At 68.6% G+C, this 25,688-nt stretch carries 26 protein-coding genes and 2 pseudogenes; 16 read left to right on the top strand and 12 right to left on the bottom strand.

What is annotated here, in order from left to right; genetic code table 11:
- The first annotated feature begins 3 nt into the window (after window positions 1-3).
- Window positions 4-1,143, top strand: coding sequence for a BMP family ABC transporter substrate-binding protein (locus BVI061214_RS10155; protein WP_053768288.1), 1,140 nt, complete (start codon window positions 4-6; stop codon window positions 1,141-1,143).
- Window positions 1,144-1,187: 44 nt separating this feature from the next.
- Here BVI061214_RS10155 and BVI061214_RS10150 read toward each other — a convergent pair whose 3' ends face one another.
- The 3 genes from BVI061214_RS10150 to BVI061214_RS10140 form a co-directional block, all read right to left on the bottom strand.
- The gene (locus BVI061214_RS10150) at window positions 1,188-2,486 is read right to left on the bottom strand and encodes an acetyl ornithine aminotransferase family protein (protein WP_053768287.1); all 1,299 of its coding nucleotides are present in this window, start codon (window positions 2,484-2,486) and stop codon (window positions 1,188-1,190) included.
- A 142-nt stretch (window positions 2,487-2,628) separates the two neighbouring features.
- Window positions 2,629-3,177 (bottom strand): NUDIX domain-containing protein, encoded by a 549-nt coding sequence (locus BVI061214_RS10145; protein ID WP_003048709.1) that lies wholly within the window; start codon window positions 3,175-3,177, stop codon window positions 2,629-2,631.
- Window positions 3,174-3,557, bottom strand: a complete 384-nt coding sequence (locus tag BVI061214_RS10140) for a GatB/YqeY domain-containing protein (protein ID WP_053768286.1) — start codon at window positions 3,555-3,557, stop codon at window positions 3,174-3,176. The genes BVI061214_RS10145 and BVI061214_RS10140 overlap by 4 nt, the downstream gene beginning before the upstream one ends.
- Before the next feature lie 31 nt (window positions 3,558-3,588).
- Between BVI061214_RS10140 and purH the strand changes: the two genes are divergently transcribed.
- Entirely contained in the window at window positions 3,589-5,079 is a 1,491-nt protein-coding gene (purH, locus tag BVI061214_RS10135) for a bifunctional phosphoribosylaminoimidazolecarboxamide formyltransferase/IMP cyclohydrolase (protein WP_053768285.1), read from the top strand.
- Here the strand turns inward: purH and BVI061214_RS10130 are convergent.
- The 4 genes from BVI061214_RS10130 to BVI061214_RS10115 form a co-directional block, all read right to left on the bottom strand.
- Window positions 5,051-6,100 (bottom strand): fatty acid desaturase, encoded by a 1,050-nt coding sequence (locus tag BVI061214_RS10130; protein ID WP_053768284.1) that lies wholly within the window; start codon window positions 6,098-6,100, stop codon window positions 5,051-5,053. The genes purH and BVI061214_RS10130 overlap by 29 nt on opposite strands.
- Before the next feature lie 253 nt (window positions 6,101-6,353).
- Window positions 6,354-6,812: a D-aminoacyl-tRNA deacylase gene (dtd, locus tag BVI061214_RS10125; RefSeq protein ID WP_053768283.1), complete on the bottom strand. Its 459-nt coding sequence runs from the start codon at window positions 6,810-6,812 to the stop codon at window positions 6,354-6,356.
- Between the two features lie 2 nt (window positions 6,813-6,814).
- On the bottom strand, window positions 6,815-7,657 hold the full coding sequence (locus BVI061214_RS10120; protein WP_053768282.1) for a DegV family protein: 843 nt from the start codon (window positions 7,655-7,657) through the stop codon (window positions 6,815-6,817).
- Window positions 7,641-8,483, bottom strand: coding sequence for a DegV family protein (locus BVI061214_RS10115; protein WP_053768281.1), 843 nt, complete (start codon window positions 8,481-8,483; stop codon window positions 7,641-7,643). The genes BVI061214_RS10120 and BVI061214_RS10115 overlap by 17 nt, the downstream gene beginning before the upstream one ends.
- Window positions 8,484-8,559: 76 nt before the next feature.
- On the opposite strand from BVI061214_RS10115, the pseudogene BVI061214_RS14210 reads away from it, so the two are divergent.
- The 3 genes and pseudogenes from BVI061214_RS14210 to BVI061214_RS14200 all read left to right on the top strand — a co-directional run.
- A pseudogene (locus BVI061214_RS14210) lies at window positions 8,560-8,749 on the top strand (hypothetical protein); the annotation flags it as partial.
- A 13-nt stretch (window positions 8,750-8,762) separates the two neighbouring features.
- Window positions 8,763-9,380 (top strand): annotated as a pseudogene (locus BVI061214_RS14205) (diaminopimelate decarboxylase); the annotation flags it as partial.
- A 6-nt stretch (window positions 9,381-9,386) separates the two neighbouring features.
- Window positions 9,387-9,785, top strand: a complete 399-nt coding sequence (locus BVI061214_RS14200; RefSeq protein WP_428843232.1) for a hypothetical protein — start codon at window positions 9,387-9,389, stop codon at window positions 9,783-9,785.
- Window positions 9,786-9,905: 120 nt separating this feature from the next.
- Here BVI061214_RS14200 and BVI061214_RS10105 read toward each other — a convergent pair whose 3' ends face one another.
- A complete protein-coding gene (locus tag BVI061214_RS10105; protein ID WP_053768280.1) occupies window positions 9,906-10,559 on the bottom strand; it encodes a gamma-glutamyl-gamma-aminobutyrate hydrolase family protein in 654 nt (217 codons plus the stop codon).
- A 29-nt stretch (window positions 10,560-10,588) separates the two neighbouring features.
- Between BVI061214_RS10105 and nagA the strand changes: the two genes are divergently transcribed.
- The 11 genes from nagA to ppdK all read left to right on the top strand — a co-directional run bounded on the left by nagA (window position 10,589) and on the right by ppdK (window position 22,145).
- Window positions 10,589-11,680, top strand: a complete 1,092-nt coding sequence (gene nagA, locus BVI061214_RS10100; protein ID WP_053768279.1) for an N-acetylglucosamine-6-phosphate deacetylase — start codon at window positions 10,589-10,591, stop codon at window positions 11,678-11,680.
- 126 nt (window positions 11,681-11,806) lie between these two features.
- The gene (locus tag BVI061214_RS10095) at window positions 11,807-12,616 is read left to right on the top strand and encodes a cyclase family protein (RefSeq protein ID WP_053768278.1); all 810 of its coding nucleotides are present in this window, start codon (window positions 11,807-11,809) and stop codon (window positions 12,614-12,616) included.
- On the top strand, window positions 12,610-13,158 hold the full coding sequence (locus BVI061214_RS10090; RefSeq protein ID WP_053768277.1) for a peroxidase-related enzyme: 549 nt from the start codon (window positions 12,610-12,612) through the stop codon (window positions 13,156-13,158). Before BVI061214_RS10095 ends, BVI061214_RS10090 begins: the two co-directional genes overlap by 7 nt.
- Window positions 13,155-13,928: an ABC transporter ATP-binding protein gene (locus tag BVI061214_RS10085; protein ID WP_053768276.1), complete on the top strand. Its 774-nt coding sequence runs from the start codon at window positions 13,155-13,157 to the stop codon at window positions 13,926-13,928. Before BVI061214_RS10090 ends, BVI061214_RS10085 begins: the two co-directional genes overlap by 4 nt.
- The gene (locus BVI061214_RS10080) at window positions 13,915-14,688 is read left to right on the top strand and encodes an ABC transporter permease (RefSeq protein WP_053768275.1); all 774 of its coding nucleotides are present in this window, start codon (window positions 13,915-13,917) and stop codon (window positions 14,686-14,688) included. Before BVI061214_RS10085 ends, BVI061214_RS10080 begins: the two co-directional genes overlap by 14 nt.
- Window positions 14,685-15,677, top strand: a complete 993-nt coding sequence (locus BVI061214_RS10075) for an ABC transporter substrate-binding protein (RefSeq protein WP_053768274.1) — start codon at window positions 14,685-14,687, stop codon at window positions 15,675-15,677. Before BVI061214_RS10080 ends, BVI061214_RS10075 begins: the two co-directional genes overlap by 4 nt.
- A gap of 16 nt (window positions 15,678-15,693) precedes the next feature.
- On the top strand, window positions 15,694-16,650 hold the full coding sequence (locus BVI061214_RS10070; protein WP_053768273.1) for a TRAP transporter substrate-binding protein: 957 nt from the start codon (window positions 15,694-15,696) through the stop codon (window positions 16,648-16,650).
- A complete protein-coding gene (locus BVI061214_RS10065) occupies window positions 16,647-17,129 on the top strand; it encodes a TRAP transporter small permease subunit (protein ID WP_082333145.1) in 483 nt (160 codons plus the stop codon). The genes BVI061214_RS10070 and BVI061214_RS10065 overlap by 4 nt, the downstream gene beginning before the upstream one ends.
- Entirely contained in the window at window positions 17,126-18,427 is a 1,302-nt protein-coding gene (locus BVI061214_RS10060) for a TRAP transporter large permease (RefSeq protein ID WP_053768272.1), read from the top strand. Before BVI061214_RS10065 ends, BVI061214_RS10060 begins: the two co-directional genes overlap by 4 nt.
- A gap of 114 nt (window positions 18,428-18,541) precedes the next feature.
- Window positions 18,542-19,294 carry a LamB/YcsF family protein gene (locus BVI061214_RS10055; RefSeq protein WP_053768644.1) on the top strand — a complete coding sequence of 251 codons (753 nt, stop codon included), beginning with the start codon at window positions 18,542-18,544 and terminating at the stop codon, window positions 19,292-19,294.
- A gap of 256 nt (window positions 19,295-19,550) precedes the next feature.
- On the top strand, window positions 19,551-22,145 hold the full coding sequence (ppdK, locus tag BVI061214_RS10050; RefSeq protein WP_053768271.1) for a pyruvate, phosphate dikinase: 2,595 nt from the start codon (window positions 19,551-19,553) through the stop codon (window positions 22,143-22,145).
- Window positions 22,146-22,157: 12 nt separating this feature from the next.
- On the opposite strand, the gene BVI061214_RS10045 is transcribed toward ppdK, so the two are convergent.
- From BVI061214_RS10045 to BVI061214_RS10030, 4 genes are read right to left on the bottom strand one after another with little or no spacing between them, the layout of a single operon-like run.
- Window positions 22,158-24,077, bottom strand: a complete 1,920-nt coding sequence (locus tag BVI061214_RS10045; protein WP_053768270.1) for a cobyric acid synthase — start codon at window positions 24,075-24,077, stop codon at window positions 22,158-22,160.
- Window positions 24,064-24,372: a HEPN domain-containing protein gene (locus BVI061214_RS10040; RefSeq protein WP_053768269.1), complete on the bottom strand. Its 309-nt coding sequence runs from the start codon at window positions 24,370-24,372 to the stop codon at window positions 24,064-24,066. Before BVI061214_RS10040 ends, BVI061214_RS10045 begins: the two co-directional genes overlap by 14 nt.
- Complete coding sequence (locus BVI061214_RS10035) at window positions 24,347-24,676, bottom strand: nucleotidyltransferase domain-containing protein (RefSeq protein WP_053768268.1); 330 nt, start codon at window positions 24,674-24,676, stop codon at window positions 24,347-24,349. Before BVI061214_RS10035 ends, BVI061214_RS10040 begins: the two co-directional genes overlap by 26 nt.
- Window positions 24,673-25,668: a pyridoxal phosphate-dependent aminotransferase gene (locus tag BVI061214_RS10030; RefSeq protein ID WP_053768267.1), complete on the bottom strand. Its 996-nt coding sequence runs from the start codon at window positions 25,666-25,668 to the stop codon at window positions 24,673-24,675. Before BVI061214_RS10030 ends, BVI061214_RS10035 begins: the two co-directional genes overlap by 4 nt.
- Window positions 25,669-25,688: the final 20 nt, after the last annotated feature.

Here is a 25,688-nt window from a genome sequence, read left to right as displayed (position 1 = left end):
GGCATGCGAAGACTCCTGGCGTTTTTGTTGGCGGCCCTGGGCCTTTCCCTGGCCCAGGGGGAGAAGCTGAAGGCCTGCTTTATCTATGTGGGGCCCATCGGGGACGCAGGCTGGACCTACGCCCACGATGTGGGCCGGAAGAAGGCCGAGGCCGCCTTGCCCTGGCTGGAGACCCGGTACGTGGAAAGCGTCCCGGAGGCCCAGGCCCTGCCCGTCATGGACCGGTTTGTGCGGGAGGGGTGCCAGGTCATCTTCGCCACCAGCTTCGGGTACGGGGAGGCGGTGCTGGAGGCGGCCAAGAAGTACCCTGAGGTCATCTTCGCCCACGCCACCGGCCTCAAGCGGGCCCCCAACGTGGCCACCTACATGGCGGACTTCTACCAGGTCTACTACCTGAACGGCCTGGCCGCCGGGGCCCTCACCAAGACGGGCAAGGTGGGGTACGTGGCCGCTTTCCCCATCCCCGAGGTGAAGCGGCACATCAACGCCTTCACCCTGGGGGTCAGGGCGGTCAACCCCAAGGCCCAGGTCCTGGTGCGCTGGATCAACGCCTGGTACGACCCGGCCAAGGCCCGGGAGGCCACCGAGGCCCTTCTCGCCCAGGGGGCCGACGTCTTCGCCTTCACCGAGGACACGCCCACCGTCATCCAGACCGCCGCCAGGAAGGGGGCCTACTCCTTCGGCCACTACACCCCCATGCTCAAGTTCGCCCCCGACCACGTGGTCTCCGGGCAGATCGTCCACTGGGAGGTCATCTACATGGACTTCCTGAAGAAGGTGAAGGAGGGCGTCTACACCGCCAAGAACCTGGAGAACGTGGACTACTTCTGGCTCCTCCAGCACGGGGCCGTGGAGATGGGGGCCGACTACGGGGTGCCCATCAACCCCAAGCACGTGCCCCTTCTGCGGAAGGCCCAGATGACCGTGGGGGGCAAGAAGGTGGCCGTCTACGACCGGATCATGGCCCTCCTCAAGGACATGTCTAGCCCCAAGCCCACCTTTGACCCCTTCACCGGGCCCATCAAGGACCGCAAGGGGGTGGTGCGGATCCCGGCGGGAAGGAAGGCCTCCCTCCGGGAGCTCCTCACCATGGAGTGGGCGGCGCCCGGCGTGGTGGGGGACTGGCCGGGGGAGCCCAAGTAGGCCAAGAGGCCAAAGGGGGCCGGCCTTCCCTGCCCCCTTGGTTTTTAAAGGCTTTTGAGGGCCTCTTCCAGGATCTCCAGGCCCAGGGCCGCCTCCTCCCGGGAGAGGACGAGGGGCGGGGCCAGGCGCAGGGCGGAGGGCCCCGCCGCCAGGGTGAGGAGGCCCTTTTCAAAGGCGAGCCTTTGGGCCTTGTCCCGGAGGTCCGGGCGGGGCTCCTCGGGGCTTCCGAAATCCAGGCCGATCATGAGGCCCCGGCCCCGCACGTCCCCCAGGAAGGGAAAGCGCTTCTGCATCTCCCTTAGGCCGGCGAGGAGGAAGGCCCCCACCTCCCTGGCGTTTTCCATGAGGCCCCCCTCGAGGAGGTCCAGGGTGGCCTGGGCCGCGGCCGCCGCCACCGCCTGGCCGCCGAAGGTGGTGCCGTGGGCCCCGGGGCGCCAGCTCCCGAGCTCCTCGCGAAAGAGGACGGCGCTCAAGGGGTAGCCCGAGGCCAGGCCCTTGGCCAGGACGTAGACGTCGGCCTCCACCCCCTCGTGCTCCAGGGCCAGAAAGCGCCCGGTGCGCCCGGCCCCGGTCTGGACCTCGTCGGCCACCAGGAGGATGCCGTGCCGCTCCAGGAGGGCCTTGAGCTTTGGAAGGAAGCCGGCCGGGGGCAGGACGTAGCCCCCTTCCCCCTGGATGGGCTCCAGGAAGAAGGCGGCCACCTCCTCGGGGGGCAGGACGGTGGCGAAGAGGTGCTCCAGGTGGGCCAGAACCGCTTCCCCCACCTCCTCTGGGCTTGCGCCTAAGGGGGGGCGGAAGGGGTTGGGGAAGGGGACGTGGACCACCCCAGGAAGGAGGGGGGCGAAGCCCTTGCGGTAGGCGCTTTTGCTGGCGGTGAGGGAGAGGGCCCCCAGGCTTCTTCCGTGGAAGGCCCCGGTGAAGGCCAGGAGGTAGGGCCTTCCCGTGTGGTGGCGCACCAGCTTGATGGCGGCCTCAATCCCCTCGGTGCCGGAGTTGCCGAAGAAGACCCGGTACCCGCCGCCCACCTTGGCCACCAGGCGCTCGGCCAGGGAGAGGGTGGGCTCGTGGGTGAAGTCGGAGAAGCAGACGTGGGCGAAGCGCTCCGCCTGGGCCTTCACCGCCGCCAATCCCCTCGGGTGGGCGTAGCCCGTGGTGTTGACGGCGATGCCCGCCATGAAGTCCAGGAAGACGTTGCCGTCCACGTCCTCCAGAAAAACCCCCTGGCCCCGGGCGGGGACGAAGGGGTAGGGGCGGACGTAGGAGGGGGAGAGGACCTTTTCCCCCCGGGCGAGGAGCTCCTGGGCCTTGGGGCCCGGCAGGGGCGTTTTCACCTCGGGTTTCATACGGGGCCAGTCTACCAAGGCCCAAAGCGCTTTCCCAGGCCAACTTTATGCACCCTTTTGCGGCTTTTTACCCTTGCTTCCCCTGTTCCTCGGCCCACCAGCCCTGGTAAGCGCCCCAGGAGCCTTCCGCCGGGGTAGGCACTTAGAGGAGGCCCCTGGCCTTTAGGTGGGGCCTGGCGTAGAAGAGGGTGAGGGCGGTGGAGGCGTCCTGGACCTCGCCCCGCTCCAGGAGGGCGTAAAGCTCAGCGAGGGGGATTTCCACGGGCTCTAGGAGTTCGCCGTCCTCGAGGGCCGGCCGGCCCACCCGCCTGGCCCCCAGGGCCAGAAAGGGATGGAAGACCACGGCGGTGAAGGAGGGCTGGGGGTGGAAGGGGGGAAGGGGTAGGTAGGTCTGGGCCTCCGCCCCCACCTCCTCCATAAGCTCCCTCTTGGCCGCCTCCATGGGGGTTTCCCCGGGGTCCACCTTGCCGGCCGGCACCTCCAGGAGGAACTTGCCCGTGGGGTGGCGGTACTGGCGGATGAGAAGGGCGGTGGCCCCTTCCGTCACCGGCAGGACGAAGCTGGCCGCCACGGGCCCCGGGCGGTAGATGTAGGTGATCTCCTTACCGGTGTGGGTCAGGAGGCGCTCCCGCACCAGGCGCACGGGCTCGGAGAGGATCTCCTCCAGGGTAAGCCGCTTCCAGGGGCTCATCGCGTCATGCGCTCAATGACCCGGCGCACCTTCTCCCCCGGGGCCCTGGGGCCCAGGGCCTTGGTCACGGCCCCGATGGCGGCCAGGGGGGTCTTGAACTGGGAAAAGTCTATGTTCTCCCGGATCCAGGCCTCCAGCTCCTCCTCCGACATCTCCTTGGGCAGGAAGCGGTCCAGGAACTCCACCTCAAAGGTGTTCCCCTGCTCCAGGGCGATCTCCTTCAGGGCCTTCAGGACCTTGACCGCCTCCTCATCGGGGAGGGGCTTGCCGTTCCCCTTGCGGTCCAGCTCCGCCTTCACCACCCGGGCGAAGTCCAGGGTCCTCTGGTCCCGGGCCTTCATGGCCTCCTTAATGGTCTCCTTGATGGCCTCGTAGATCATCCCCTCCAGTCTAGCGGGTACAATCCTTTCCGTGTGGGCGCTCCTTTCCGTTTCCGATAAGCGGGGGCTAGTGCCCTTCGCCCAGGGCCTCTTGAGGCTTGGCTTTAAGCTTCTCGCCACCGGGGGGACCTTCAGGGTCCTTGAGGAGGCGGGCCTTCCCGTCACCTACATCTCCGACTTCACCGGCTTTCCCGAGGTTCTTTCGGGGCGGGTCAAGACCCTCCACCCCAAGGTCCACGCCGCTCTCCTGGCCCGGCCCGACCAGGAGGAGGAGCTGAAGGCCCTGGGGTTTGAGCGGATCAGGGTTTTAGCGGTGAACCTCTACCCCTTCCGGGAGACCGTGGCCCGGGGGGCTTCCTTCCACGAGGCCCTGGAGCAGATAGACATCGGGGGGCCCGCCATGCTGCGGGCCGCCGCCAAGAACCACGAGGCGGTGCTGCCCGTCTGCGATCCCGAGGACTACGAGCGGGTTCTTGTGGCGCTGGAGCGGGGTCCTGAGCCCGAGTTCAGGAGGGAGCTTGCCCGCAAGGCCTTCGCCCACACCGCCACCTACGACGCCGCCATCAGCGAGTGGCTTTCCGGGGAGAAGTTCCCCGAGGAGAAGTTTTTGGTTCTGAAGCGGCTTTCCCCCCTCCGCTACGGGGAAAACCCCCACCAGGAGGCCGCCCTTTACCGGGTGGTGGGGGAGGAGGGGCCCCTCCTCAAGGCCCAGGTCCTCCAGGGCAAGGCCATGAGCTTCAACAACTACCTGGACGCCGAGGCCGCCTGGAACCTGGTCTCGGAGTTCACCGAGCCCGCCTGCGTGGCCATCAAGCACCAGAACCCCTGCGGCGTGGCCCTGGGCCGGGAGGCCCTCGAGGCCTACCAGAAGGCCTACGAGGCCGACCCCGTTAGCATCTTCGGGGGGATCGTGGCGCTAAACCGCCCGGTGGACGGCCCCACGGCCCGGGCCATGGGCGAGGTCTTTCTGGAGGTGGTCCTGGCCCCGGAGTTCACCGAGGAGGCCCTGGCCCTCCTGGCCCGCAAGAAGAACCTGAGGCTTCTCCGCGTGCCCGAGCCGGCAGAGGGCCCTTACCTGGACCTGAGGCGGCTTAGGGGCGGGCTCCTCCTCCAGGACGCCGACACCTATGACCCCGTGGCGCCCAGGGTGGTCACCCAAAAGGCCCCCACCGAGGCGGAGTGGCGGGACCTCTGGTTCGCCTGGAAGGTGGTGAAGCACGCCCGCTCCAACGCCATCGTGGTGGCCAAGGGGGGGAAGACCCTGGGGATCGGGGTGGGGCAGACCAACCGCCTGGCCGCCGCCCGGCAGGCCCTCGAGGCCGCCGGGGAGGAGGCCCGGGGGGCCGTCTTGGCCTCGGACGCCTTCTTCCCCTTTGACGACGTGGTGCGCCTGGCCGGGACCTTCGGCATCGCCGCCATCATCCAGCCCGGGGGGAGCGTGCGGGACGGGGACTCTATTCAGGCTGCCGACGAGCTGGGCCTGGCCATGGTCTTCACCGGCGTGCGGCACTTCCGCCACTGAGGCGCTTTCTCTCCCTTAGGCGCCTGGCGGCCTCCTTGAAGCCCACGAGCTTCCTGGACTCCTCGTCGTGGAGGTGCATGTCGGCGAAGGCGATCTTGAAAGCGTCCTTCAGGGTCACGGTGGGGGCCACCTTCACCAGGTCCACCTCCTCCTGCACCTTGGGCAGGTGGTAGTTGGGGATCTTGGGGGCCAGGTGGTGGATGTGGTGGAAGCCGATGTTGCCGGTGAGCCACTGGAGGACCTTGGGAAGCTTCAGGTAGGTGCTCCCCTCCATGGCTGCCTTCAGGTACTCCCAGCGGGGGTCGTGCTCCCAGTAGGCGTCCTCAAACTGGTGCTGCACGTAAAAGAGGAAGATGCCCACCATCCCGGCGAAGTACTGGATGGGCAGGTAGACCAAAAGGAGGGTCTTCAGGCCGAAGGCCAGGTAGATGCCCACCAGGAGGAGGACCAAAAAGAGGTTGGTGAGGGCCACGGAGTTGCGCACCGAGGGCTTTTCCGAGCCATAGCCCAAGGGCAGGCGGTAGGAGAGCATGAAGACGTAGATGGGCCCAATGAAGAACATCACGAAGGGGTTGCGGTAGACCCGGTAGGCGAGGCGCTGCCAGGGGGTGGCGTCTAGGTACTCCTGAAGGGTCATGGTGTAGATATCCCCCACCCCCCGCTTGTTCAGGTTGCCGCTGGTGGCGTGGTGCCGGGCGTGGGAAAGCTGCCAGTGATGGTAGGGCACCAGGGTCAGGACCCCGGTGAAGAAGCCCAGGAGGTCGTTCATCCACTTTTTGGGGAAGAAGGAGCCGTGCCCGGCATCGTGCTGCAGGATGAAGAGCCGGACCAGGAAGAGGGCGGCCGCGAAGTCCAGGGCCAGGGTGAGGAGGAGGGAGTAGTTGAGGGAAAGGTGGGCCAGGTAGAAGAGGCCCAAAAGGGGGAGAAGCGTGTCCGCCACCTGGCGGAGACTTCGCCAGGTGTTGGGTTTGGCGTAGGGCTTTATAAGGGGGATCCAGTCCTTGGGTTCTACTTTGTTCATCGTCACCACGCGCTCTTTAGGAGCACAGCTTATTGTAGGCCTTTCTTGAATGAAACATATGAGAGGCGGGACCGCGGATCTACCCACGATCCCAAGGCGCACGCCGCCCTGAAAACCACTTTGAGCTGGATGCGAAAAATCGCCACCTTGCGGGGTTTCCGCTTCTACCGGGTCCGGGCGGAAAAGGGAATCCAGGTGAAGAGGTGAGGGAAGCCCTGGGCTGCTGTGGCCTGGGGCTGGCGGTGCCGACCCTCTAGCGGGGCTTAAGGCGGTCCTCCGAGTCCAGGAGAAGGGTCACGGGACCGTCGTTGACCAGGTGCACCCGCATGTGGGCCCCGTAGACCCCGGTTTCCACGTGGACCCCCTGGGCCAAAAAGGCCTCAATGGCCGCTTCATAGAGGCGCCTGCCCACCTCGGGCGGGGCGGCCTGGACGAAGGAGGGGCGGTGGCCCTTGCGGGTGTCGGCGTAGAGGGTGAACTGGCTGACCAAAAGCACCTCGCCCCCCACGTCCAGGAGGGAGAGGTTCATCTTCCCCATGGCGTCGGGGAAGATGCGCAGGTGGACGATCTTCCGGGCCAGGTAGTGGACGTCCTCCTGGGTGTCCTTCTGCCCCACGCCCAGGAGGACCAATAGCCCCAGGCCGATCCGGCCCACCACCTCCCCCTCCACCTCCACAAAGGCCTCGCTGACCCTCTGCACCACGGCCCGCATTCTCACCTCCTGGGGCCAGCGAAGAAGGCGATGGTCCCGGGGCCGGCGTGCACGCTGACCGCCGCCCCGGCGTTTAGAACGGAGAGGATCTCCACGCCTTCCGCCCGGAGGAGCTCCCCTAGCGCCCTGGCCCCCTCCGGGTTCCCGGCGTGGGCCAGGTGGACCAGGGCTCCTTCGGGGAAATCTTTTCGGAAAAGTTCGGCTATCTTGTGCATTCCCTCCATAAAGCCTCGCACCCTGGGTCCGGCCTCCACCTGCCCTTCCCGCACCAGGAGGACGGGGAGGATGCGCAAGAGCCCCCCCACGAAGCGTTGGAGCCCCCCGATCCGCCCCGAGCGGTGGAGGTAGGTGAGGGTCTTGGGAAGGACGTAGCCCAAAACCCTTTTTCGGTAGGCGGCCACCGCCGCCTCCAGGCGCTCCCAGGCCACCCCTTGCTGGAGAAGGCGGCGGGCCTCCTCGAGGACCAGCCAAAGCCCCCCGTTCAGCGACCAGGAGTCCAGGACCTGGACCCTGCCCCCGTACGCCCGGGCCACGGCCTGGGCGGTGGCCACGGTTCCCGAGAGCTTTCCCGAGAGGTGGACGGAGAGGACCCGGTCGTGGTCCAGAAGAAGCCTCTCGTAGGTGGCCCTGAGGTCCTCGGGGGCCGCCTGGCTGGTGGAAAGCCTTTCCCCCTTTTCCAGAAGCGCCAGGACCTCCTCGGGGCCGATTTCCAGGAGGTCCCGGTAGCTCCGCCCGCCGTGGATGACCTGGACGGGCACCAGGTGGATGCCCTTCTCCAGGGCCTCTTCGGGAGAAAGGCCCAGGGTGGTGTCGGCCACGAAGGCGGTCTTAGAGGCTGTAGGCATAAAACCCGTAGGTGCCGGGGCCGGTGTGGCTGGCGATCACGGCCCCGAGCTCGCTCACCAGAGCCTCTTCCACGGGAAGCCCCAGGCCCAGGATCATGGCCTTGAGCTCCCGCACGGCCTCCTCCTCACCGCTGTAGAGGAAAAAGGCCCGGACCTTCCCCCGGCCCGTGGCCCAGGCCCGGAAGTCCTTCACGATCTCCTCCCGGGCCTTCCTTTCCCCCCGGGCCCGGCCCGCCGTCTCCACCCGGCCTTCCTTGAGGGTGAGGATGGGCTTGATGTTGAGGAGGGTGCCCAGAAAGGCCTGGGCCCCGCCGATGCGCCCGCCCCGCTTCAGGAACTCCAGGGTGGCCACGGTGAAACGCACGAAGTGGTCGGCCCGGATGCGCTCCAGCTCCTTTAATACCTCGGCCAGGCCCTGGCCCGCCATAAGAAGCTCGTGGGCCCTCAGGACCATCATGCCGACGCCCAGGGAGGCGGCCTGGGAGTCAAAGACCGTGACCCGGCCGGGGAAGCTCTCCGCCGCCAGGAGGGCGGACTGGACCGTGCCCGAGAGCTTGGAGGAGATGTGGATGGAGAGGGCGTGGTCCGCCCCCTTCAGGGCCTCCCCGTAGACCCGGGCGAAGTCCTCGGGGGAGGGCTGGCTGGTGGTGGGGAAGGCCTCCCCCGAGCGCACCTTGGCGAAGATCTCCGTGGGCGTGATCTCCTCCCAGTCCCGGTAGACCCGGCCTCCCAGGTTCACGTAAAGGGGGACCACGAAAACCCCCAGGCGCTCCCTTAGCGGCTTGGGTAGGTCGGCGGTGGAATCGGTTACCAGCGCGGTTCTCATAACCCTCCTTTTGGTCCGGCCCAGAATACCACATCCCGCCTCAGTGGGGTTCCAGGGGTAGGGGACCCTGGGTTAGGGGAGGGTCGGGAACTGGATAGAGATCCGGTTCAGCGTGATGGCGCGGTCTTTGGGGCTCCATCGGATAGCTGCTTTCCCGTCAGGGAAACATCTTGCAGCCCGCTCCTACTGGGGCCTGGTGGCCCAGGTAAACCCCATTCCTGGTCCTTCGGAGCAGGGTCTTGCTCAGGATGGCCGGGGTGGAACTATGGGGTAGCACGCGAAGGCATCCTCTTCGCCCTCAAGGCCAACCCCCGCCTGGGGCTTTTGCGCAGGCCCATGGGCTATGGGGCGGAGGCGGTGTCCCTGGGGGAGGTTTTGCGGGCCTACCGGGCGTGCTTTTCCCCGGAGGAGGTGGTTTGGAACGGGCCGGTGAAGACCCCGGAAGCCCTCGAGGCCCTCCGGGGCCAGGAGCCTTTGGTGGTCCTGGACTCGGAGGCGGACCTGAGGCGGGTGGCGGCCCTTCTGCCCGGGGCCAGGGTCCTCATCCGGGTGAACCCGGACCTCCCCGTGGCCACCCACCCCCACCTGGCCACGGGGAAGGGGGAGAGCCAGTTTGGGGTCCTCCCCGAGGCGGTGCCCCGGTTAATGGGCTTGGCCCAGGCCCTGGGGCTTCGCTTCCTGGGGCTTCACCTGCACCTGGGCTCCAAGCTGGAAAGGGTGGAGGACTTTCTGGAGGGGTACCAGGTCCTGGAAGGGCTTTACCGGGCGGTGGGGCCGGTGGAGGTCCTGGAGCTGGGGGGCGGGTTTGGCCTGGGGCTTCCTCTGTCCCTTCTCAGGGAGCCCATGGAGGCCCTGGCCCGGCTCTACGGGGCCAAGGTCTACCTGGAGCCCGGGCGGTACCTGGTGGCGGAGGCGGGGGTTTTGGTGGCCCGCATCTGGGGGATCAAGGAAACCCGCAGGCGCTACCTCCTCCTGGACGCCGGGATGACCAGCCTCCTGCGCCCCGCCCTCTACGGGGCCCGCCACCCGGTGCTACCCCTTTACGAGGGCGGGGAGGAGGAGGTCTACGACCTGGCGGGGCCCGCTTGCGAATCCGGGGACGTGCTGGCCCGGGAGGTGCGGCTCCCCAGGCCCAGGGAAGGGGATGCCTTGGCCATCCCCGAGGCCGGGGCCTACGGGTCCAGTATGGCCCTCACCTACCTGGACACCCCGAGGCCCCTGGAGCTCCTCTGGACGGGGGAGGGGTGGGAGGTCCTGCGGCGGAGGGAGCCCCTGGAGCGGTTCTTTGAGGGCGAATCCTAGATACCCCGCCGTGGCTTTTGTCGCGGCGGGGGCCCCAAAGGGCGCGGGGGAGCCTAAGGAAAGGCTCTCTATAAGGCACTGGGCGGCCGCTTAGGCCCGCCGAAAGAGGCCGAAGATGGGTCAGTGGGCCCGAAGGAGCTCGGGGTGCCACTGGAGGCCCAGGTAGAGGGGGTGGCCCTCCAGGACCACGGCCTCCACCAGGCCGTCCGGCGCGTAGGCCATCGGGCGCAGGCCCCGGCCCAGGGCCTTGAGGCCCTGGTGGTGGTAGGAGTTGACCCGGAAGGTTTCGGGAAAGAGCCCTCTTAAGGGGCTGTCTCCCTCGAGGCGGGCCCCGTGCCCGTGGGCGCCCCAGGCGGGTGGGCTCTTCTGGGCGTGCTGGAGGGGAAAGCCCGCCGCCTTAAGGTCCTGGTGGAGGCTTCCCCCAAGGGCCACGTTCATCACCTGGATCCCCCGGCAGACGCCGATGGTGGGCAGGCCCTTCTCGGCGGCGTAGCGGGCCAGGTAGAGCTCCAGCCCGTCCCGGTCCGGGTCCACTTCTCCCAAGTCAGGGTGGGGTTCCTCGCCGAAGTGGGCGGGGTCCACGTCGGGCCCGCCCGGCAGGAGGAGGCCGTCCAGGTGGGGGAGGAGGCGCTCCAGGGCCTCCGGGGGCTGGGGTGGGATGAGGGCGTAGGCCAGGCCCTGGGAGGCCAGGGCCTCGAGGTAGGGCTCCAGGAGGCCAAGGAAGGTGCGGCCCTCGAGGGCGCGGCGCTGGGTGGGGATGCCGATGAGGCGCATGGGTCCATTAAAGCAGGTAAAATCCCCGTGTGGCGTTGGCAGGCCTGGTTCTCACGCCCGAAGGCCTAAGGCCGGGCCGCCTCTACTTCTCGGAGCGCATAGAGGCCTTTGAGCCCGCTCTGGTGGAAGGCCCCTACATCCTGCCGGGCTTCATAGACCTCCACGTCCACGGCGGCGCTGGCCGGGAGGCCATGGAAGGGGAGGAGGCCGTGAGAACCCTGGCCCGCTTCCACCTGGCCCACGGGACCACGGCCCTTCTGCCCACCACGGTCACCGCCCCGCCGGAGGAGATCCTTGGGGCCCTGGAGGGGATCCGCCGGGCCATGGAGGCCGGGAGGGGGGAGGCCCGCATCCTGGGGGCCCACCTGGAAGGCCCCTTCATCAGCCCCAGGCGCCTGGGGGCCCAGCCCCCCTTCCCCCGGGAGCCGGACCTGGAGCTCATGGCGGCCTTCCTGGAGGCCGCCCCGGTCCGGGTGGTGACCCTGGCCCCCGAGCTCCCGGGAGCCTTGGACCTCATCCGCTTCCTCTCCTCCCGGGGGGTGCGTCCCCAGGTGGGGCACACCGAGGCCAGCTACCGGGAGGCCCTTCTGGCCCTGGAGGCGGGGGCCACGGGCTTCACCCACCTCTACAACGCCATGCCCCCCCTCCACCACCGCCATCCGGGTCCTGTGGGCCTGGCTCTGGAGCGGGGAGGCCACGCCGAGGCCATCCCCGACGGCCTCCACGTGGACCCCGCCGCCCTGCGCCTGGCCCTTAAGTGCATTCCCGGCCTCTACTTTGTCAGCGACGCCGTGGCCGCCGCCGGGATGCCGGACGGCCTATACGCCCTGGGGCGGCACCGGGTGGAGAAGCGGGGGGAAGGGGTCTGGCTGGGGGAGAGCCTGGCGGGGAGCGCCCTTACCCTGGACCAGGCCCTGAGGAACCTGGTGGCCTTTGGCCTCTCGCTGGAGGAGGCGGCCAGGCGGCTTTCCACGGTGCCCGCCCGCTACCTGGGCCTTAGGGACCTGGGGGAGATCGCCCCGGGGAAGCTGGCCGACCTGGTGGTCCTGGACGAAAGGCTTAGGGTCCTCGAGGTCTACCTAGGCGGGAAGAGGGCCTTCAGCGCCGGCGCACCAGGTTGAGGCCCAGGACGAGCAGGCCTTGGCGCAAAACGGCCTGTGGGGTCCTGGGTATCTTGCTCCACTCCCGGGGCTAGGCTTGCAACCTTATGCAGCGGGTGGTAAGTTATCCCGCAAAGGAGGTCAGCTATGTGCGCGCCCCTGGTGATGGAGACGGTGGCCCGTTCCCTTTCCCGGAGGAGCTTTCTAGCCTCGAGCCTGACGGCCCTGGCCGGCGCCGCCCTGGCCCAGGCGGCGGTCCCGGGCAAGGCCTTCTCCCAGGCCGTGGACCTCACCCACGAGCTCTCCCCGGAGATCCCCCTCTTCCCCGGGGCCGAGCCCATGCGCATCACCACCCTGGTCACCGTGCGCCAAAACGGCTACTACGGCAACCGCCTGGACCTCTGGGAGCACTCCGGCACCCACATGGACGCCCCGGCCCACTTCGTGGAGGGGGCCCCCACGGCGGAGAAGCTTCCCCTAAGCGCCCTCATCGCTCCCCTGGCCGTCATCCACATCCACGAGAAGGCGGCCAAGGACCCCGACGCCCAGGTGACCGTAGACGACATCCTGGCCTACGAAAGGCAGTACGGCCGCCTGCCCAAGGGGGCTCTGGTGGCCATGCACTCGGGCTGGGAGAGCCGGTGGCGGGACCCCAAGGCCTTCCTCAACCAGGACGCCTCGGGCACCCTCCACTTCCCCGGCTTCTCCCCCGAGGCGGCGGCCTTTTTGGTGCGGGAGCGGGAGATCGTGGGCATCGGGGTGGACACCCTTTCCCTGGACTTTGGCCCCTCCAAGGACTTCAAGACCCACGTCACCGTCCTGGGGGCGGGGAAGTACGGCCTGGAGAACCTGGCCAACCTGGCCCAGGTGCCCCCTTCGGGTGCCCTCATCTTTGTGGGAGGCCCCAAGCACAAGGGCGCCTCGGGCGGGCCGGTGCGGGCGGTGGCTGTATGGTGATCTCCTGGCTCCGGGTGCCGGAGGAAGCGGAGCTTTCCGAGGAGGTGCGGGCCCTTTTCGCCCACTTCCGAGAGAAGACGGGCTTCGTGCCCAACGTGGCCCGGGCCTTTGCCCTGAGCCCCCGCTTCCTCCTCTGGTTTCGGTACTACGACACCCTGATGCGGGGGGAAGGCCTCCTGAGCCGGGAGGAGCGGGAGGCCATGGCGGTGGCCATCAGCGGGGAGAACCGCTGCGAGTACTGCGTGGCCAGCCACAAGCGCTACCTCAAGGACCTCACGGGGGACCCGGTCCTCCCCGAGGTCCTGGCCGCCAACCCCAGGAGGGCGGAGCTTCCCCCAAGGACGCGGGCCCTGGTGGACTTCGCCCTCAAGGTCACCCACAGGCACTTTGAGATGACCGAGGAGGACCTGAGGCCCTTGAGGGAGGTGGGCCTCAGCGACGAGGCCATCCTCGAGGCGGCGGAGGTGGCGGCCATGTTCAACTTCACCAACCGCCTCCTCAATGCCCTGGGCTTCAAGCCCAACCCCGAGTACTACGCATGAGCTTCCTGGCCTTCCGCAACCTGAGCGTGGCCTTCGGGAGCTACGTGGCCGTGGATGGGGTGGACCTCTCCGTGCGGGAGGGGGAGTTCGTGAGCCTGGTGGGCCCCACGGGCTGCGGCAAGAGCACCCTCCTCAACGTGGCCGCCGGGCTTCTTTCCCCCACCCAAGGCCAGGTCCTCTTGGAGGGGAAGCCCCTCGAGGGCCTGAACCCCGTGGCGGGCTACCTCTTCCAGCAAGACGCCATCCTCCCCTGGAAGACGGCCCTGGACAACGTGGCCCTGCCCCTGGTCTTCCGGGGGATGGGGTGGCGGGAGGCCCGGGAGAGGGCCCGGGTCTGGCTGGAGAAGGTGGGGCTTGGCCGGTTTCCACGCCACTTTCCCCACCAGCTTTCCGGCGGGATGCGCAAGCGGGTGGGCCTGGCCCAAGTCCTAATCGCCAACCCCCGCCTCCTCCTCATGGACGAGCCCTTCTCGGCCCTGGACGTGCAGACCCGGCAGCTGATGGAAAACGAGCTTCTGCGCCTGTGGCAGGAGGACCGCAAGACGGTCCTCTTTGTCACCCACGACCTGGAGGAGGCCATCGCCCTGGCCGACAGGGTGGTGGTCCTTTCCGCGGGGCCTCGCTCAAGGCCCATCGGGGAGTTTCCTATCCCCTTACCTAGGCCCCGCGATGTGGCCGAGATCCGGCTTACCCCGGAGTTTTTGCGCCTGCACCGGGAGATCTGGGACCTGCTGAGGGGGGAGGTGATGCGGGCCCATGCGGGGGCTTAGGGTGCGTCTTTGGCAGGCGGGGCTGCTCCTCGCCTTCCTGGGCCTTTGGGAGTGGGCCTCGAGGACCGGCCGCATAGACCCCTTCTTCTTCTCCAAGCCTTCGGACATCCTGGCCCGGGTGTGGCGCTGGTTCGCCACCGGGGAGGTCTACCCCCACCTCTACGTGACCTCGGTGGAGATGCTTTTGGCCTTTTTCTTCGGCACCTTCTTCGGGGTCCTCATGGGGCTTTGGCTGGCCCTATCCCCTGGTGTGGCCCTAGTCCTGGACCCCTACGTGAAGGCCCTCAACGCCATTCCCCGGGTGGTCCTGGCCCCCATCTTCACCCTCTGGTTTGGCCTGGGCATCCTTTCCAAGGTGGCCTTAGGGGTGACCCTGGTCTTCTTCGTGACCTTCTTCAACACCTACCAGGGGGTGAAGGAGGTGAGCCCCGTGGTCCTCAACAACGCCAGGCTCCTCGGGGCCAAGCGGGGCCACCTCCTCCGCCACATCTACCTGCCTGCGGCCGCCAGCTGGATCTTCAGCTCCTTGAGGACCTCCATCGGCTTCGCCGTCATCGGCGCCGTGGTGGGGGAGTACCTGGGGAGCGCCGCCGGGCTCGGCTACCTTATCGCCCAGGCGGAAGGGGTCTTTGACACCACTGGGGTCTTCGCCGGAATGGTGGTCCTGATGGTCTTCGTCCTGGTTTTGGATGCCCTGGTGGGCGCCTTGGAGAGGCGGCTTCTCGTCTGGCGCCCCCGGGCTGAAGGAGGTGAGGCATGAGGCGGATGCTGGCGGTTTTGCTGGTCCTTTTGGCGTTTGGCCTGGCCCAGACCCGGGTGGTCCTGGGCGTGGGGGGGAAGACGGCGATGGTCTACCTGCCCCTCACCGTGGTGGAGCGTCTGGGCTACTTCAAGGACGAGGGCCTGGACGTGGTGATCCAGGACCTAGGGGCCGGGGCCCGGGCCCTCCAGGCCTTGATCGGAGGAAGCGTGGAGGTGGTCATGGGCTTCTACGACCACACCATCCAGATGCAGGCCCAGGGCCGGGACATCGTGGCCTTCGTCCAGGTGGGCCGGTACCCCGCCATCGTCCTTGGGGTCAGGTCAGACCTGGCGGACCAGATCCGGACGGTGGCCGACCTGAAGGGCCGTAGGGTGGGCGTCACAGCCCCCGGGAGCTCCACCCACTTCTTCCTCAACTACCTCCTGGTGAAAAACGGCCTCAAGCCCACCGATGTCTCCGTCATCGGCGTATCCGTGGGGGCGCAGGCGGTGGCGGCGGTTCAGAACAAGCAGGTGGAGGCCATTTCCAACGTGGAGCCCGCCATCACCCTTCTGGAGGAGCGGGGTCTTTTGAAGGTCCTGGCCGACACCCGGTCCACCAAGGGGACCCGGGAGGTCTTAGGCGGCGAGTACCCGGCCGCCGTTCTCTACACCACCCGGGCCTGGCTGGACAAAAACCCGGAGACCGCCCAGAAGCTGGTGAACGCCATGGTGCGGGGCCTCAAGTGGATGCAGGGTAAGACCCCGGAGGAGATCGCGGCGGTCCTCCCCGAGGAGTACTTCCTAGGGGATCGGGCCCTGTACCTGAAGGTCTTGAAGAACTCCCTGGAGTCTTTCTCTCCCAACGGCCGCTTTAGCGACACCGCCCCCCTTAGGCCCCTTACCGTGCTCTCGGCTTTTGACCCCAACGTGGCCCGGGCCAGGATTGACCTCAAGCGCACCTACACCAACGCCTTCGTGGACCGGGCCCTGAGGACGCTAAAGTGAAGGAGGAGGTGGGAAGATGAAGCGGATTCTGGCAGGGCTTCTGGCGTTTTCCCTTGGCGCTTTGGCCCAGACCTGGAACATGGCCACCCCCTACCCCCCGGCCAACTTCCACACCCAGAACATCCTGCAGTTCGTCAAGGAGGTGGAGGAGGCCACGGGGGGAAGGATTAAGGTGACGGTCCACCCGGGGGGTTCCCTCTTCCCCCATCCCCAGATCCTGCCGGCGGTGCGGAACGGCCAGGTGCAGATGGGGGAGGTGCTCATGTCCCTCCTGGCCAACGAGAACCCCATCTTCAACCTGGACTCCATTCCCTTTGTGGCCACCAGCTACGAGGAAGCCTGGCGCCTCTACCAAGCCCAGCGCCCGGAGGTGGAGAAGTGGCTCCTGCAGCGGGGCGTGGTCTTCCTTTACTCCGTCCCCTGGCCCCCCCAGGGGCTCTACACCAAGAAGCCGGTGAACAGCGCCCAGGACCTCAAGGGCCTCCGCTTCCGGGCCTATAACCCGGCCACGGCCCGCCTTGCGGAGCTCCTGGGCATGGCGCCCGTCCAGGTGGAGGCGGCGGATATCCCCCAGGCCTTCGCCACGGGCATCGTGGAGGCCATGATCACCTCCCCCGTAACCGGGGTGGACAGCCAGGCCTGGGACTTCGCCCGCTACTTCTACGACATCAAGGCCTGGATTCCCAAGAACATGGTGGTCATCGGCCGCCGGGCCTTTGAAAGCCTTTCCTCCCAGGACCGGGAAGCCCTTCTGCAGGCGGCCCGAAGGGCCGAGGAAAGGGGCTGGAAACTGTCCCAGGAGCAAGAGGCCAAGGCCCTCCAGACCCTGGCCGCCAAGGGCATGCAGGTGGTCAAGCCCTCGCCCCAGCTCATGGCCGACCTCAAGAAGGTGGGGCAGACCATGATCCTGGAATGGCAGCGGCAGGTGGGGGCCACCGGGGTCAAGGTCTACCGGCAGTACCTGGGGCGATGAGGGCGCTGGAGCGGGCCCTGGCGGCCCTCTACCGCCTGGCCGAGGAGCTTGCCCTCCTCCTCGGCCTCTTCATCCTCCTGGTGATCCTGGCCCAGGTGGTGGGGCGCTTTGTGGGCTTCGTGGTGCCTTCGGCCTTGGAGCTGGCGGGCTTCGCCACCGCGGGGCTTGTCTTTCTGGGCCTGGCCCCCACGCTGAGGGCAGGCGGGCATGTGCGGGTCCAGCTCCTCTGGGAGAGGCTTCCCCCTAGGGGCCGGGCTTGGGTGGAGCGCCTGAGCCTTGGCCTGGGGCTTTTGGCCGCCCTTTACGCCGCCTGGGCCCTTTGGGCCAAGATGGGGGAGAGCCTGCGCTTTGGGGACCTGGCCCCGGGCCTCCTTCCCCTACCCCTCTGGATTCCCCTGGGCGTGGTGGCCTTCGGGGCCAGCGTTTTCGCTCTGGCCCTTCTGGAGGCCCTTCTAAAGGCCTTCCGGGGGGGAAGGTGAGCCTCCTAGAGATCGGTATCCTCCTGGCGGGCCTTCTCTTCCTCCTCCTAGCCCTCGGGGTCTATATCGGCCTGGCCCTTATCCTGGTGGGCCTGGCTGGCCTTGCCCTCTTTACCACGGCCCCCCCGGGGCCCAACGTGGCCACGGCCCTCTGGATCAGCACCTCCGGCTGGAGCCTGGCGGCGCTACCCCTCTTCGTCTGGATGGGGGAGGTCCTCTACCGCTCCCGCCTGGCCCAGAGCCTCTTCCAGGGCCTCGCTCCCCTCCTGGCCCGGCTTCCCGGGGGCCTTCTGCACGTGAACGTGGTGGCCAGCGCCCTCTTCGCCGCCGTCATCGGCTCCTCGGCGGCCACCACGGCCACGGTGGGGCGGTTCACCCTGCCTGAGCTCCTCAGACGGGGCTACCCCAAGCCGCTGGCCCTGGGCTCCCTGGCTGGGGCCGGCACCCTGGGCTTTCTCATTCCCCCCAGCGTCATCATGATCGTCTACGGGGTCATGGCCGAGGTCTCGGTGGCCCGGCTCTTCATGGCGGGCGTGGTTCCCGGCGTCCTCCTGGCCCTTCTCTTAATGCTGACCGTGGCCCTGTTGGCGTTTTTCCAGCGCCACCGCCTTCCCCAGGAACCCCCTCCTCCTTTTGGCGAGGTCTTGAGGGGTTCGCTGGCGGTTCTTCCCGTTTTCTTCCTCATTTTGCTGGTCCTGGGGTCCATCTACCTGGGGGTGGCCACGCCCACGGAGGCGGCAGCCATCGGGGTGGCGGGGGCTTTCGGCCTCACGGCCTTGAGAGGGGAGCTGAGCCTGGCCCTCTTTCGGGAAAGCCTCCTGGGGGCGGTGCGCACCACCAGCATGATCGGGCTCATCCTGGCGGGGGCCGGGGTCCTCACCCTGGCCATGGGCTTCACGGGCATCCCCCGGGCCCTGGCGGCCTGGGCGGCGGAGGCGGGGATCACCCCTCTTCTTTTCGTCTTCCTCCTCAGCCTGGTCTACGTGGTCCTGGGTTGGTTCCTGGACGGGATTTCCATCGTGGTCCTCACCATCAGCGTCATCCTGCCCGTGGTTAAGGCCATCGGCCTGGACCCATTGTGGTTTGGCGTGTACCTGGTCATCATGGTGGAGCTGGCCCAGATCACGCCGCCCGTGGGCTTCAACCTCTTCGTCATCCAGTCCCTCACCGGGGAGGACCTCTTCCGCATCGCTCGCTACAGCCTTCCCTTCATGGGGGTGCTCCTCCTCATGGTGGTGCTCCTGGTGGCCTTTCCTGGCCTCGCTACCTGGCTTCCCAGGACCATGACGGGAGGGTAGGGTGAAGCTAGTTCCCCTGTTCTTCGGTTTTCCTGCCTGGAGCCACAAGCGGAACCCTTGCTCAGGCTTGGGGATGGCAGAGAGGTGGTTTTGCGTCTATAGGGGGTGGTGAGCGTGGTCGTGGACCTGAACGCAGATGCGGGGGAGTCCTACGGGGCCTTTGCTTACGGGTACGACCGGGAACTATTCCCTCTGGTGACCTCGGTGAACCTGGCCTGCGGCTTCCATGGGGGAAGCCCCTCCAGGATCCGGGAGGCGGTGGCCCTGGCCAAGGCCCACGGGGTGGCCGTGGGGGCCCACCCCGGTTTCCCCGACCTGGTGGGGTTTGGCCGCCGGGACATGGTCCTTTCCCCGGAAGAAGTCTACGCCGATGTCCTCTACCAGCTGGGGGCCCTTTACGCCTTCGTGAAGGCCGAGGGGCTTTCCCTGCACCACGTGAAGCCCCACGGGGCCCTATACCTGAAGGCCTGCCGGGACCGGGAGACGGCCCGGGCCATCGCCGAGGCGGTGAAGGCCTTTGACCCCGGCCTTCCCCTGGTGGTCCTCCCGGGGACGGTGTATGAGGAGGAGGCGGTGAGGGCGGGGCTCAGGGCGGTGCGGGAGGCTTTTCCGGAGCGGGCCTACCTGAAGAGCGGCCAGCTGGCCCCCCGCTCCATGCCGGGAAACTGGATCACCGACCCGGAGGAGGCGGCCCGTCGGGCGCTGGACATGGTCCTGAGGGGTAGGGTGGAGGCCTTAGACGGGGGAGAGGTGGAGGTGCAGGCGGAGACCCTCTGCATCCACGGGGACAATCCCCGGGCCCCGGAGGTGGCCCGGGCGGTGCGGCGGGCCCTCGAGGGGGCCGGGGTCAGAATCCAGGCCTTCTAGGGGGGTCTTGACGCTACGGTGGTCCCAGGGTAGCCTTTGGGGCAAAAGGGGTAAAAGGGGATGCGCCGTTTAAGCTTACTGGGCGTTTTGCTTCTTCTCGGCGTAGCCTGGGGCCAGAAGCCCCGGGTCATCCTTATCGTGCGGGATAGCACGGGGCCCACGGTATGCCCTTTAGACCACCCTGGCCCGAAGGTGGTGTAGCCCTGCCCCGCCTACACACTTCCACGCTTCCATGGCCCTGGGCAGACTAAGGGGGATGAGCGCACAGGTGTACCTCTTGGAGGAGGCGGAGGGGTTTTCCAAGGACCTCCTGGGCGGTAAGGGGTTCGGCCTGGTGGCCATGCGCAAGGCCGGGCTACCCGTTCCCCCGGCGTTTGTCATCACCACCGAGGCCTGCCGCCGCTACCTGAGGACGGGGGAGGTACCGGGGCTTTGGGAGGAGGTGCGGGCCAAGATGGCGGCCCTCGAGGGCCTAACGGGCAAGCGCTTTGGCCTGGGGGAGGGCAACAACCCTCCCCTTCTCGTTTCCGTCCGGAGCGGGGCCCCGGTTTCCATGCCCGGCATGATGGACACCATCCTCAACCTGGGCCTCTCCCTGCAAGGGGTGGCGGCCCTCTCCCGGGCCACGGGGAACCCCCGGTTCGCCTGGGACAGCTTCCGAAGGCTCCTCGCCATGTACGGGGAGGTGGTCTTGGGGGAGAGGGCCGAGGTCTTTGAGGGGATGCTTTCCGCCCTCAAGGAGAGGAAAGGGGCCAGGAGCGACGCCGAGCTCACCGCCGAGGACCTGGAGGAGCTGGCCCACGCCTACCTGGCCCACCTGGAGGCCCGGGGCACCCCCTTCCCCATGGACCCCTGGGCCCAGCTGGAGGGGGCGGTTCTGGCGGTCTTCCGCAGCTGGAACAACCCCAGGGCCCGGGCCTACCGCCGCATCTACGGCATCCCCGAGGACCTGGGGACGGCGGTGGTGGTCCAGGCCATGGTCTTCGGCAACCTGGGGGAGGACTCGGGGACCGGGGTGGGCTTCACCCGCAACCCGGCCACCGGGGAGAAGGGGCTTTACGGGGAGTACCTGAGGAACGCCCAGGGGGAGGACGTGGTGGCGGGCATCCGCACCCCTGAGCCTCTGGACCGGCTGAAGGACTACGCCCCGGGGCTTTACGGGGAGCTTTTGCGGGTGGCGGAGCGCCTGGAAGGGCACTTCCGCGACATGCAGGACTTTGAGTTCACGGTGGAGAAGGGCAGGCTCTTCCTCCTGCAGACCCGCTCGGGCAAGCGCACGGCCCAGGCGGCGGTGCGCATCGCCGTGGAGATGGCGGAGGAGGGCCTCATCACCAGGGAGGAGGCCATCCTGAGGGTGGAGGCCAACGCCCTTCCCGGCCTCCTCCGGCCCGCCGTGGACCGGGAGCGGGCCCCAAGGCCCCTCCTCAAGGGCCTTCCCGCAAGCCCCGGGGCCGCCTTTGGCCACGCCGCCTTCAGCAACGAGGCGGTGGAGCGGCTCAGCGCCCAGGGGCTTCCCGCCATCCTGGTCCGCCCCGAGACCACCCCCGAGGACATCACCGGCATGTACCTGGCCAAGGGGATCCTCACCGCCCGGGGCGGCCTCACCTCCCACGCCGCCGTGGTGGCCCGGGGCCTGGGGGTCCCGGCGGTGGTGGGGGCCGAGGCCCTGAGGGTTTTCCCCGAGGAGGGCCGGGCCGTGGCCGAGGGGGTGGAGGTGCGGGAGGGGGACCTCCTCACCCTGGACGGAAGCACGGGGGAGGTCTACCTGGGGGTGGTCCCCCTGGTGGAGGCCGCGGGGGAGGCCTATTTGCACAAGCTCCTCGCCTGGGCTGAGCCCTACCGGCGCCTGGGGGTCAGGGCCAACGCCGACACCCCCGAGGACGCCAGGCGGGCCCGGGAGCTGGGGGCCGAGGGCATAGGGCTTTGCCGCACCGAGCACATGTTCTTCCACGAGGAGCGGCTTCCCTGGGTGCGCCGCCTGATCCTGGCCGCCACCCCGGAAGAGGAGGACGAGGCCCTTCAGGCCCTCTTCCGCTTCCAGAAGGAGGACTTCAAGGGGATCCTGAAGGCCATGGACGGCCTTCCCGTTCCCGTGCGCCTCCTGGACCCGCCCCTCCACGAGTTCCTGCCCCCTTTGGACGAGCTTCGCCAGAAGGCCGAGGCCGGGGACGAGGAGGCCAAGCGCCTCCTGGAGCGGGCCGAGGCCCTAAAGGAGGTGAACCCCATGCTGGGCTTTAGGGGAGTCAGGCTCCTCCTCCAGAGGCCCGGGATCTTCCGCATGCAGCTAAGGGCCCTCCTCGAGGCGGCCAAGGAGCTTCGGGAGGAGGGCTTTGACCCCAGGCCCGAGGTCATGGTCCCCCTGGTGGCCGACCCCAAGGAGGTGGAAAGGGCTAAGGCCCTGGCGGAGGAGCTCTTCCGGGAGTACGGCCCCATCCCCTTCGGCACCATGGTGGAAACCCCGAGGGCGGCCCTCCTAGCGGCGGAGATCGCCCCTTTGGTGGACTTCTTCAGCTTCGGCACCAATGACCTGACCCAGATGACCTTCGGCCTCTCCCGGGACGACGCCGGCAAGTTCCTGCCCCGGTATGTGGAGGAGGGGCTCTTCCCCTTTGACCCCACGGAGCGCCTGGACGAGAAGGGGGTGGGCAGGCTCCTCCGCCTGGCGGTGGAGGAGGGGAGGCGGGCGAACCCCGCCCTAAAGCTGGGCCTCTGCGGGGAGCACGGGGGCGAGGCGGGGAGCGTGCGCTTCGTGGCCGACCTCCTGGACTACACCTCGGCGAGCCCCTTCCGGGTCCTCACCGCCAGGCTCGCCGCCGCCCAGGCGGGGCTTTCCTCCCTGCAGCCTGTCTGAAAGCTCCGCCCTTCAGGTGCCCTCTGGAAGCCGCAGGGGTCTTCCCGCCACCATGAGGTAGACCTCCGCCTCCCGGGCCAGGAGGGCGTTGACGGCCCCCAGGAGGTCCCGGTACCGGCGGGCCAGGGGGTTTGCGGGCACGATCCCCATGCCCACCTCGTTGGAGACCAGGATCACCCGCTTTTGGGCGGAACGGATGGCCTCGAGGAGCTCCTCGGCCTCTGCTACCGGGTCCAGGCCCCTTTCCAGGAGGTTGGCCACCCAGAGGGTGAGGCAGTCCACCACCACCGTGGGGTGGCGGGCCCGCCCCAAGGCCCCCGCGAGGTCCAGGGGTTCCTCCAGGGTCTCCCAGGTGGGGGGGCGCTCCTCTTGGTGGCGGCGGATCCTCTCTGCCATCTCCTCGTCCCGGGCCTCGGCGGTGGCGATCAGGGTGGCGAAGGGCCCGGCGAGCCTCTGGGCGAAGCGGCTTTTGCCGCTTTTCGCCCCTCCCAGGACCAGGACGGGGCCGGGCCTGGGCGGGGGGTCGGGGGAGGCCGGGGCGGGGCTTGGGTGGACCCCGCCGGCGAGGCCCAGGGCCCGGTGAAGGGCCGATAGGTCCAGGTGCCTTTCCAGGGCGTCGGCCAGCCCGTCCAGGGCCTCGTCCAGGCCCCTGGCCTCCCGGCCGAAGAGGACCCGCTGTACGCCCGGGTTTTCCAATAGGCCGTGGAGCCAGGTGGCGAGGAGGCTTCCTTCCTGGTGGAAGAGGGGAAGCCCTTCCCCGTGGTGGATCTCGTACCCCTCCACCAGGAGGCCGTTGAGCCCTTCCCAGGGACCAGAAAGCCCACCGAGCCGCACCCGCCGCCTCAGGACCGTCTTCTCCCGCCGCATCCTCACCCTGAAGGGCAGGAGGCCAAGCCCCGGGAAGACCCCCCTTTCCTCCACCCCCTCCTCGTCCAGGAGGGCCTCCGAGAGCATCTCCGCCCCGCCGCAGATGGCGAGGACGGGCTTGCCCGCTTCCAGGTGCCTCCGGATCACGGGCAGAAAGGCCCTAAGCCAGGGGAGGTCCCGGGCCGGGAGGCGGCTTCCCGGGAGGACCAGGAGGTCCGCCCCCTCGGCCTCCTCGGGGGTGCGGGCGTAGCGGGGCCGGGCCACCTCCCCGAGGGCCCAGAACTCGTCCAGGTTGGCGGCGTGGGGGTAGCGGAGGAGGGCCACCCGGGGTCCCCCTTGCCCCTCGAGGCGGTGGCGGAAGCCGTCCTCCTCGGGGAGGGAGAGGGGGAGGAGGGGAAGGGTGCCGAGGACGGGGACCCCAGTCCAGCCCTGGAGGAGGCCGTAGGCGGGCCTTAGGAGCTCCAGGTCCCCCCGGAACTTGTTGAAGACGAAGCCCAAAAGCCGCTCCCGGTGCTCCCCCAGGAGGGCCCAGGTGCCGTAAAGCGCCCCCAAGGCCCCGCCCTGGTCCACGTCGGCCACCAGGAGGGCCTTGGCCTCCGCCCACTGGGCCACCTTCAGGTTGGGGAGGTCGGGCCAGAGGTTCCGCTCCACCGGGCTTCCCGCCCCTTCCAGCACCAGGAGGTCGTACTCGGCGAGAAGGCCCTCCAAGGCTTCGCGAATGGGGGCCTCGAGGTGGGGCCTCCTCTCCTTCCAGGGAAGCTGGGAAAGCCTTGGGTCCACCTTTCCCCACACCACCACCTGGGCCCCCCGCTCCCCGAAGGGCTTGATGAGGATGGGGTTCATGCGCACCTCGGGCTCGGCCCCCGCCGCCAGGGCCTGGAGCCACTGGGCGCTGGCCATCTCCCCGCCCGCCACCACCCGGGCGTGGTTGGCCATGTTCTGGGCCTTGAAGGGGGCGGCCCGGAGGCCGAGCCTCCGGAAGTGGCGGAGAAGGCCAGTCGTGAGGAGGCTTTTCCCCACCCCGCTTCCCGTGCCCCAGACGATGAGGGCCTTAGCTCCCGCCAAGGCGCACCTCCACGGCCTTCTTGGCCTCCTCGGTGTAGGCCTCCTTGGGCGTGAGCCCGGGAAGGGCGTCGGGGTAGCGGGTGGGGATGTGGAGCTTGTCCAGGGCCAGGGCCTGGGGCAGAAGGGGGTGGAAGAAAGGGGCTTCCTCCGGGGGGAGGTCCCGGAGGAGCCGGGCGAGGCTGTGGCCCCGGGGGTCTAGGCCCAGGGCGATCCAGAGGGCCTTTCCTCTCTCCCGGTCGTCCCAGGCCTGGGCGAGCCAGCGGCGGGCCTCAAGCAGGCGCTTTTCCACGCTCATAAAGGGGTTTCGCCTCCCGTAGGACCCCCTGGAGGAAGGGGAGGTCCCGGCGCTCTTGGAACTCCTCGGGGGTGAGGACGAGGGCCTCCACGGGGAGGGGGGCATCCTTTAGGAGCTCCAGGACGAGGCCGATGCGCTTTAGGGGCGGGAGGGAGGTGCGGGCCACCATCAAAAGGTCCAGGTCCGACCTTCGGTCCGCCGTCCCCCGGGCGTGGGAGCCGAAGAGGTAGAGGGCCTCCAGGTCCAGGGCCGCCCTAAGCCGCCCCAGGGCCTCCTCCAGGTAGCGGGCGAGCTCCGGGGTCATGCCCCCAGTCTAGCAAGAACCCCTTCCAGGGCTTCCAAAAGGGCCTCTATGGCCTCCTCCCGCTGGGCTGAGAGCCGGAGCCACTCGGGGAGGCCGAAGCTGGTGGCGTCCCGCACCCTTAGGCCCCTTTCCCTCAGGGCCCGGGCCACCGCCGTGGCCCTGCCCACCCGCACCATGAGGAAGTTGGCGGGGCTTTCAAGGACCTCGAGGCCGAGCGCCCTAAGCCCCTCGGCCAAAAGCCGCCTCAGGCGGTGGAGCTCGGCCCGGCTCCACTCCAGCCAGGCCCGGGCCCTAGGGTCCAGCTGCCCCCGGAGGAGGGCCTCCCCGTGGGCGGATACGGGCCAGCTCGGGGCCAGGTTCCGGAAGTGGGTGAGGTCCAGGGGGGCCACCAGGTAGCCCGCCCGCACCCCGGTGAGGCCGTGGGCCTTGTTGGGGCTGTAGAGGCGCCATACCCCCTGGGGGAGGGCAAGGGGTTCTTCCATGAGCTCGTAGTAGGCCAGGTCCAGGACCAGGGCTCCCCCGGCCCGCCGGGCGGCCTCCTCCAGGAAGGGGTAGACCTCCCCCGTGGGGTTGTTGGGGACGCAGAGGAAGGCCAGGGCGCTTCGGGGGAGAAGCTCCAAAAACTCCTCGGGGCTTCGGGCCTCCCAGAGGGGCAGGTCCAGGGCCCGGGCCGCCCGGGCGTACTCGCTGAAGGTGGGGGGAAGGAGGAGGATGGGGCCGCGGAGGTAGTTCCAGCGGCTAAGCCGGTGGATGAGCTCGCTGGTCCCGGTACCCACGGCCACCTGGGCCTCGGTCACGCCGTGGGCCTGGGCCAGGAGGCGGTGGGTCTCCCGGTAGAGGGGGTCGGGGTAGCGGCTTGGGTCCACTTGCTGGAGGTATTCAAGGATGACCGGGTTGGGCCCCAGGGCGTTGGCGTTGGTGGAGAAGTCGTAAAGGGGCTCAGGGCCGCCGTCGGGGCCGCCGTGGATGGGCGCCAGCACGTCGTCCAGCATGGCCTCATTTTCCGGGATCC

The organism is Thermus aquaticus (assembly GCF_001280255.1).
Taxonomy (GTDB): domain Bacteria; phylum Deinococcota; class Deinococci; order Deinococcales; family Thermaceae; genus Thermus; species Thermus aquaticus.
Note: the sequence above shows the minus strand (reverse complement) of the source record. Positions and strands in the feature narration are given on the sequence as shown.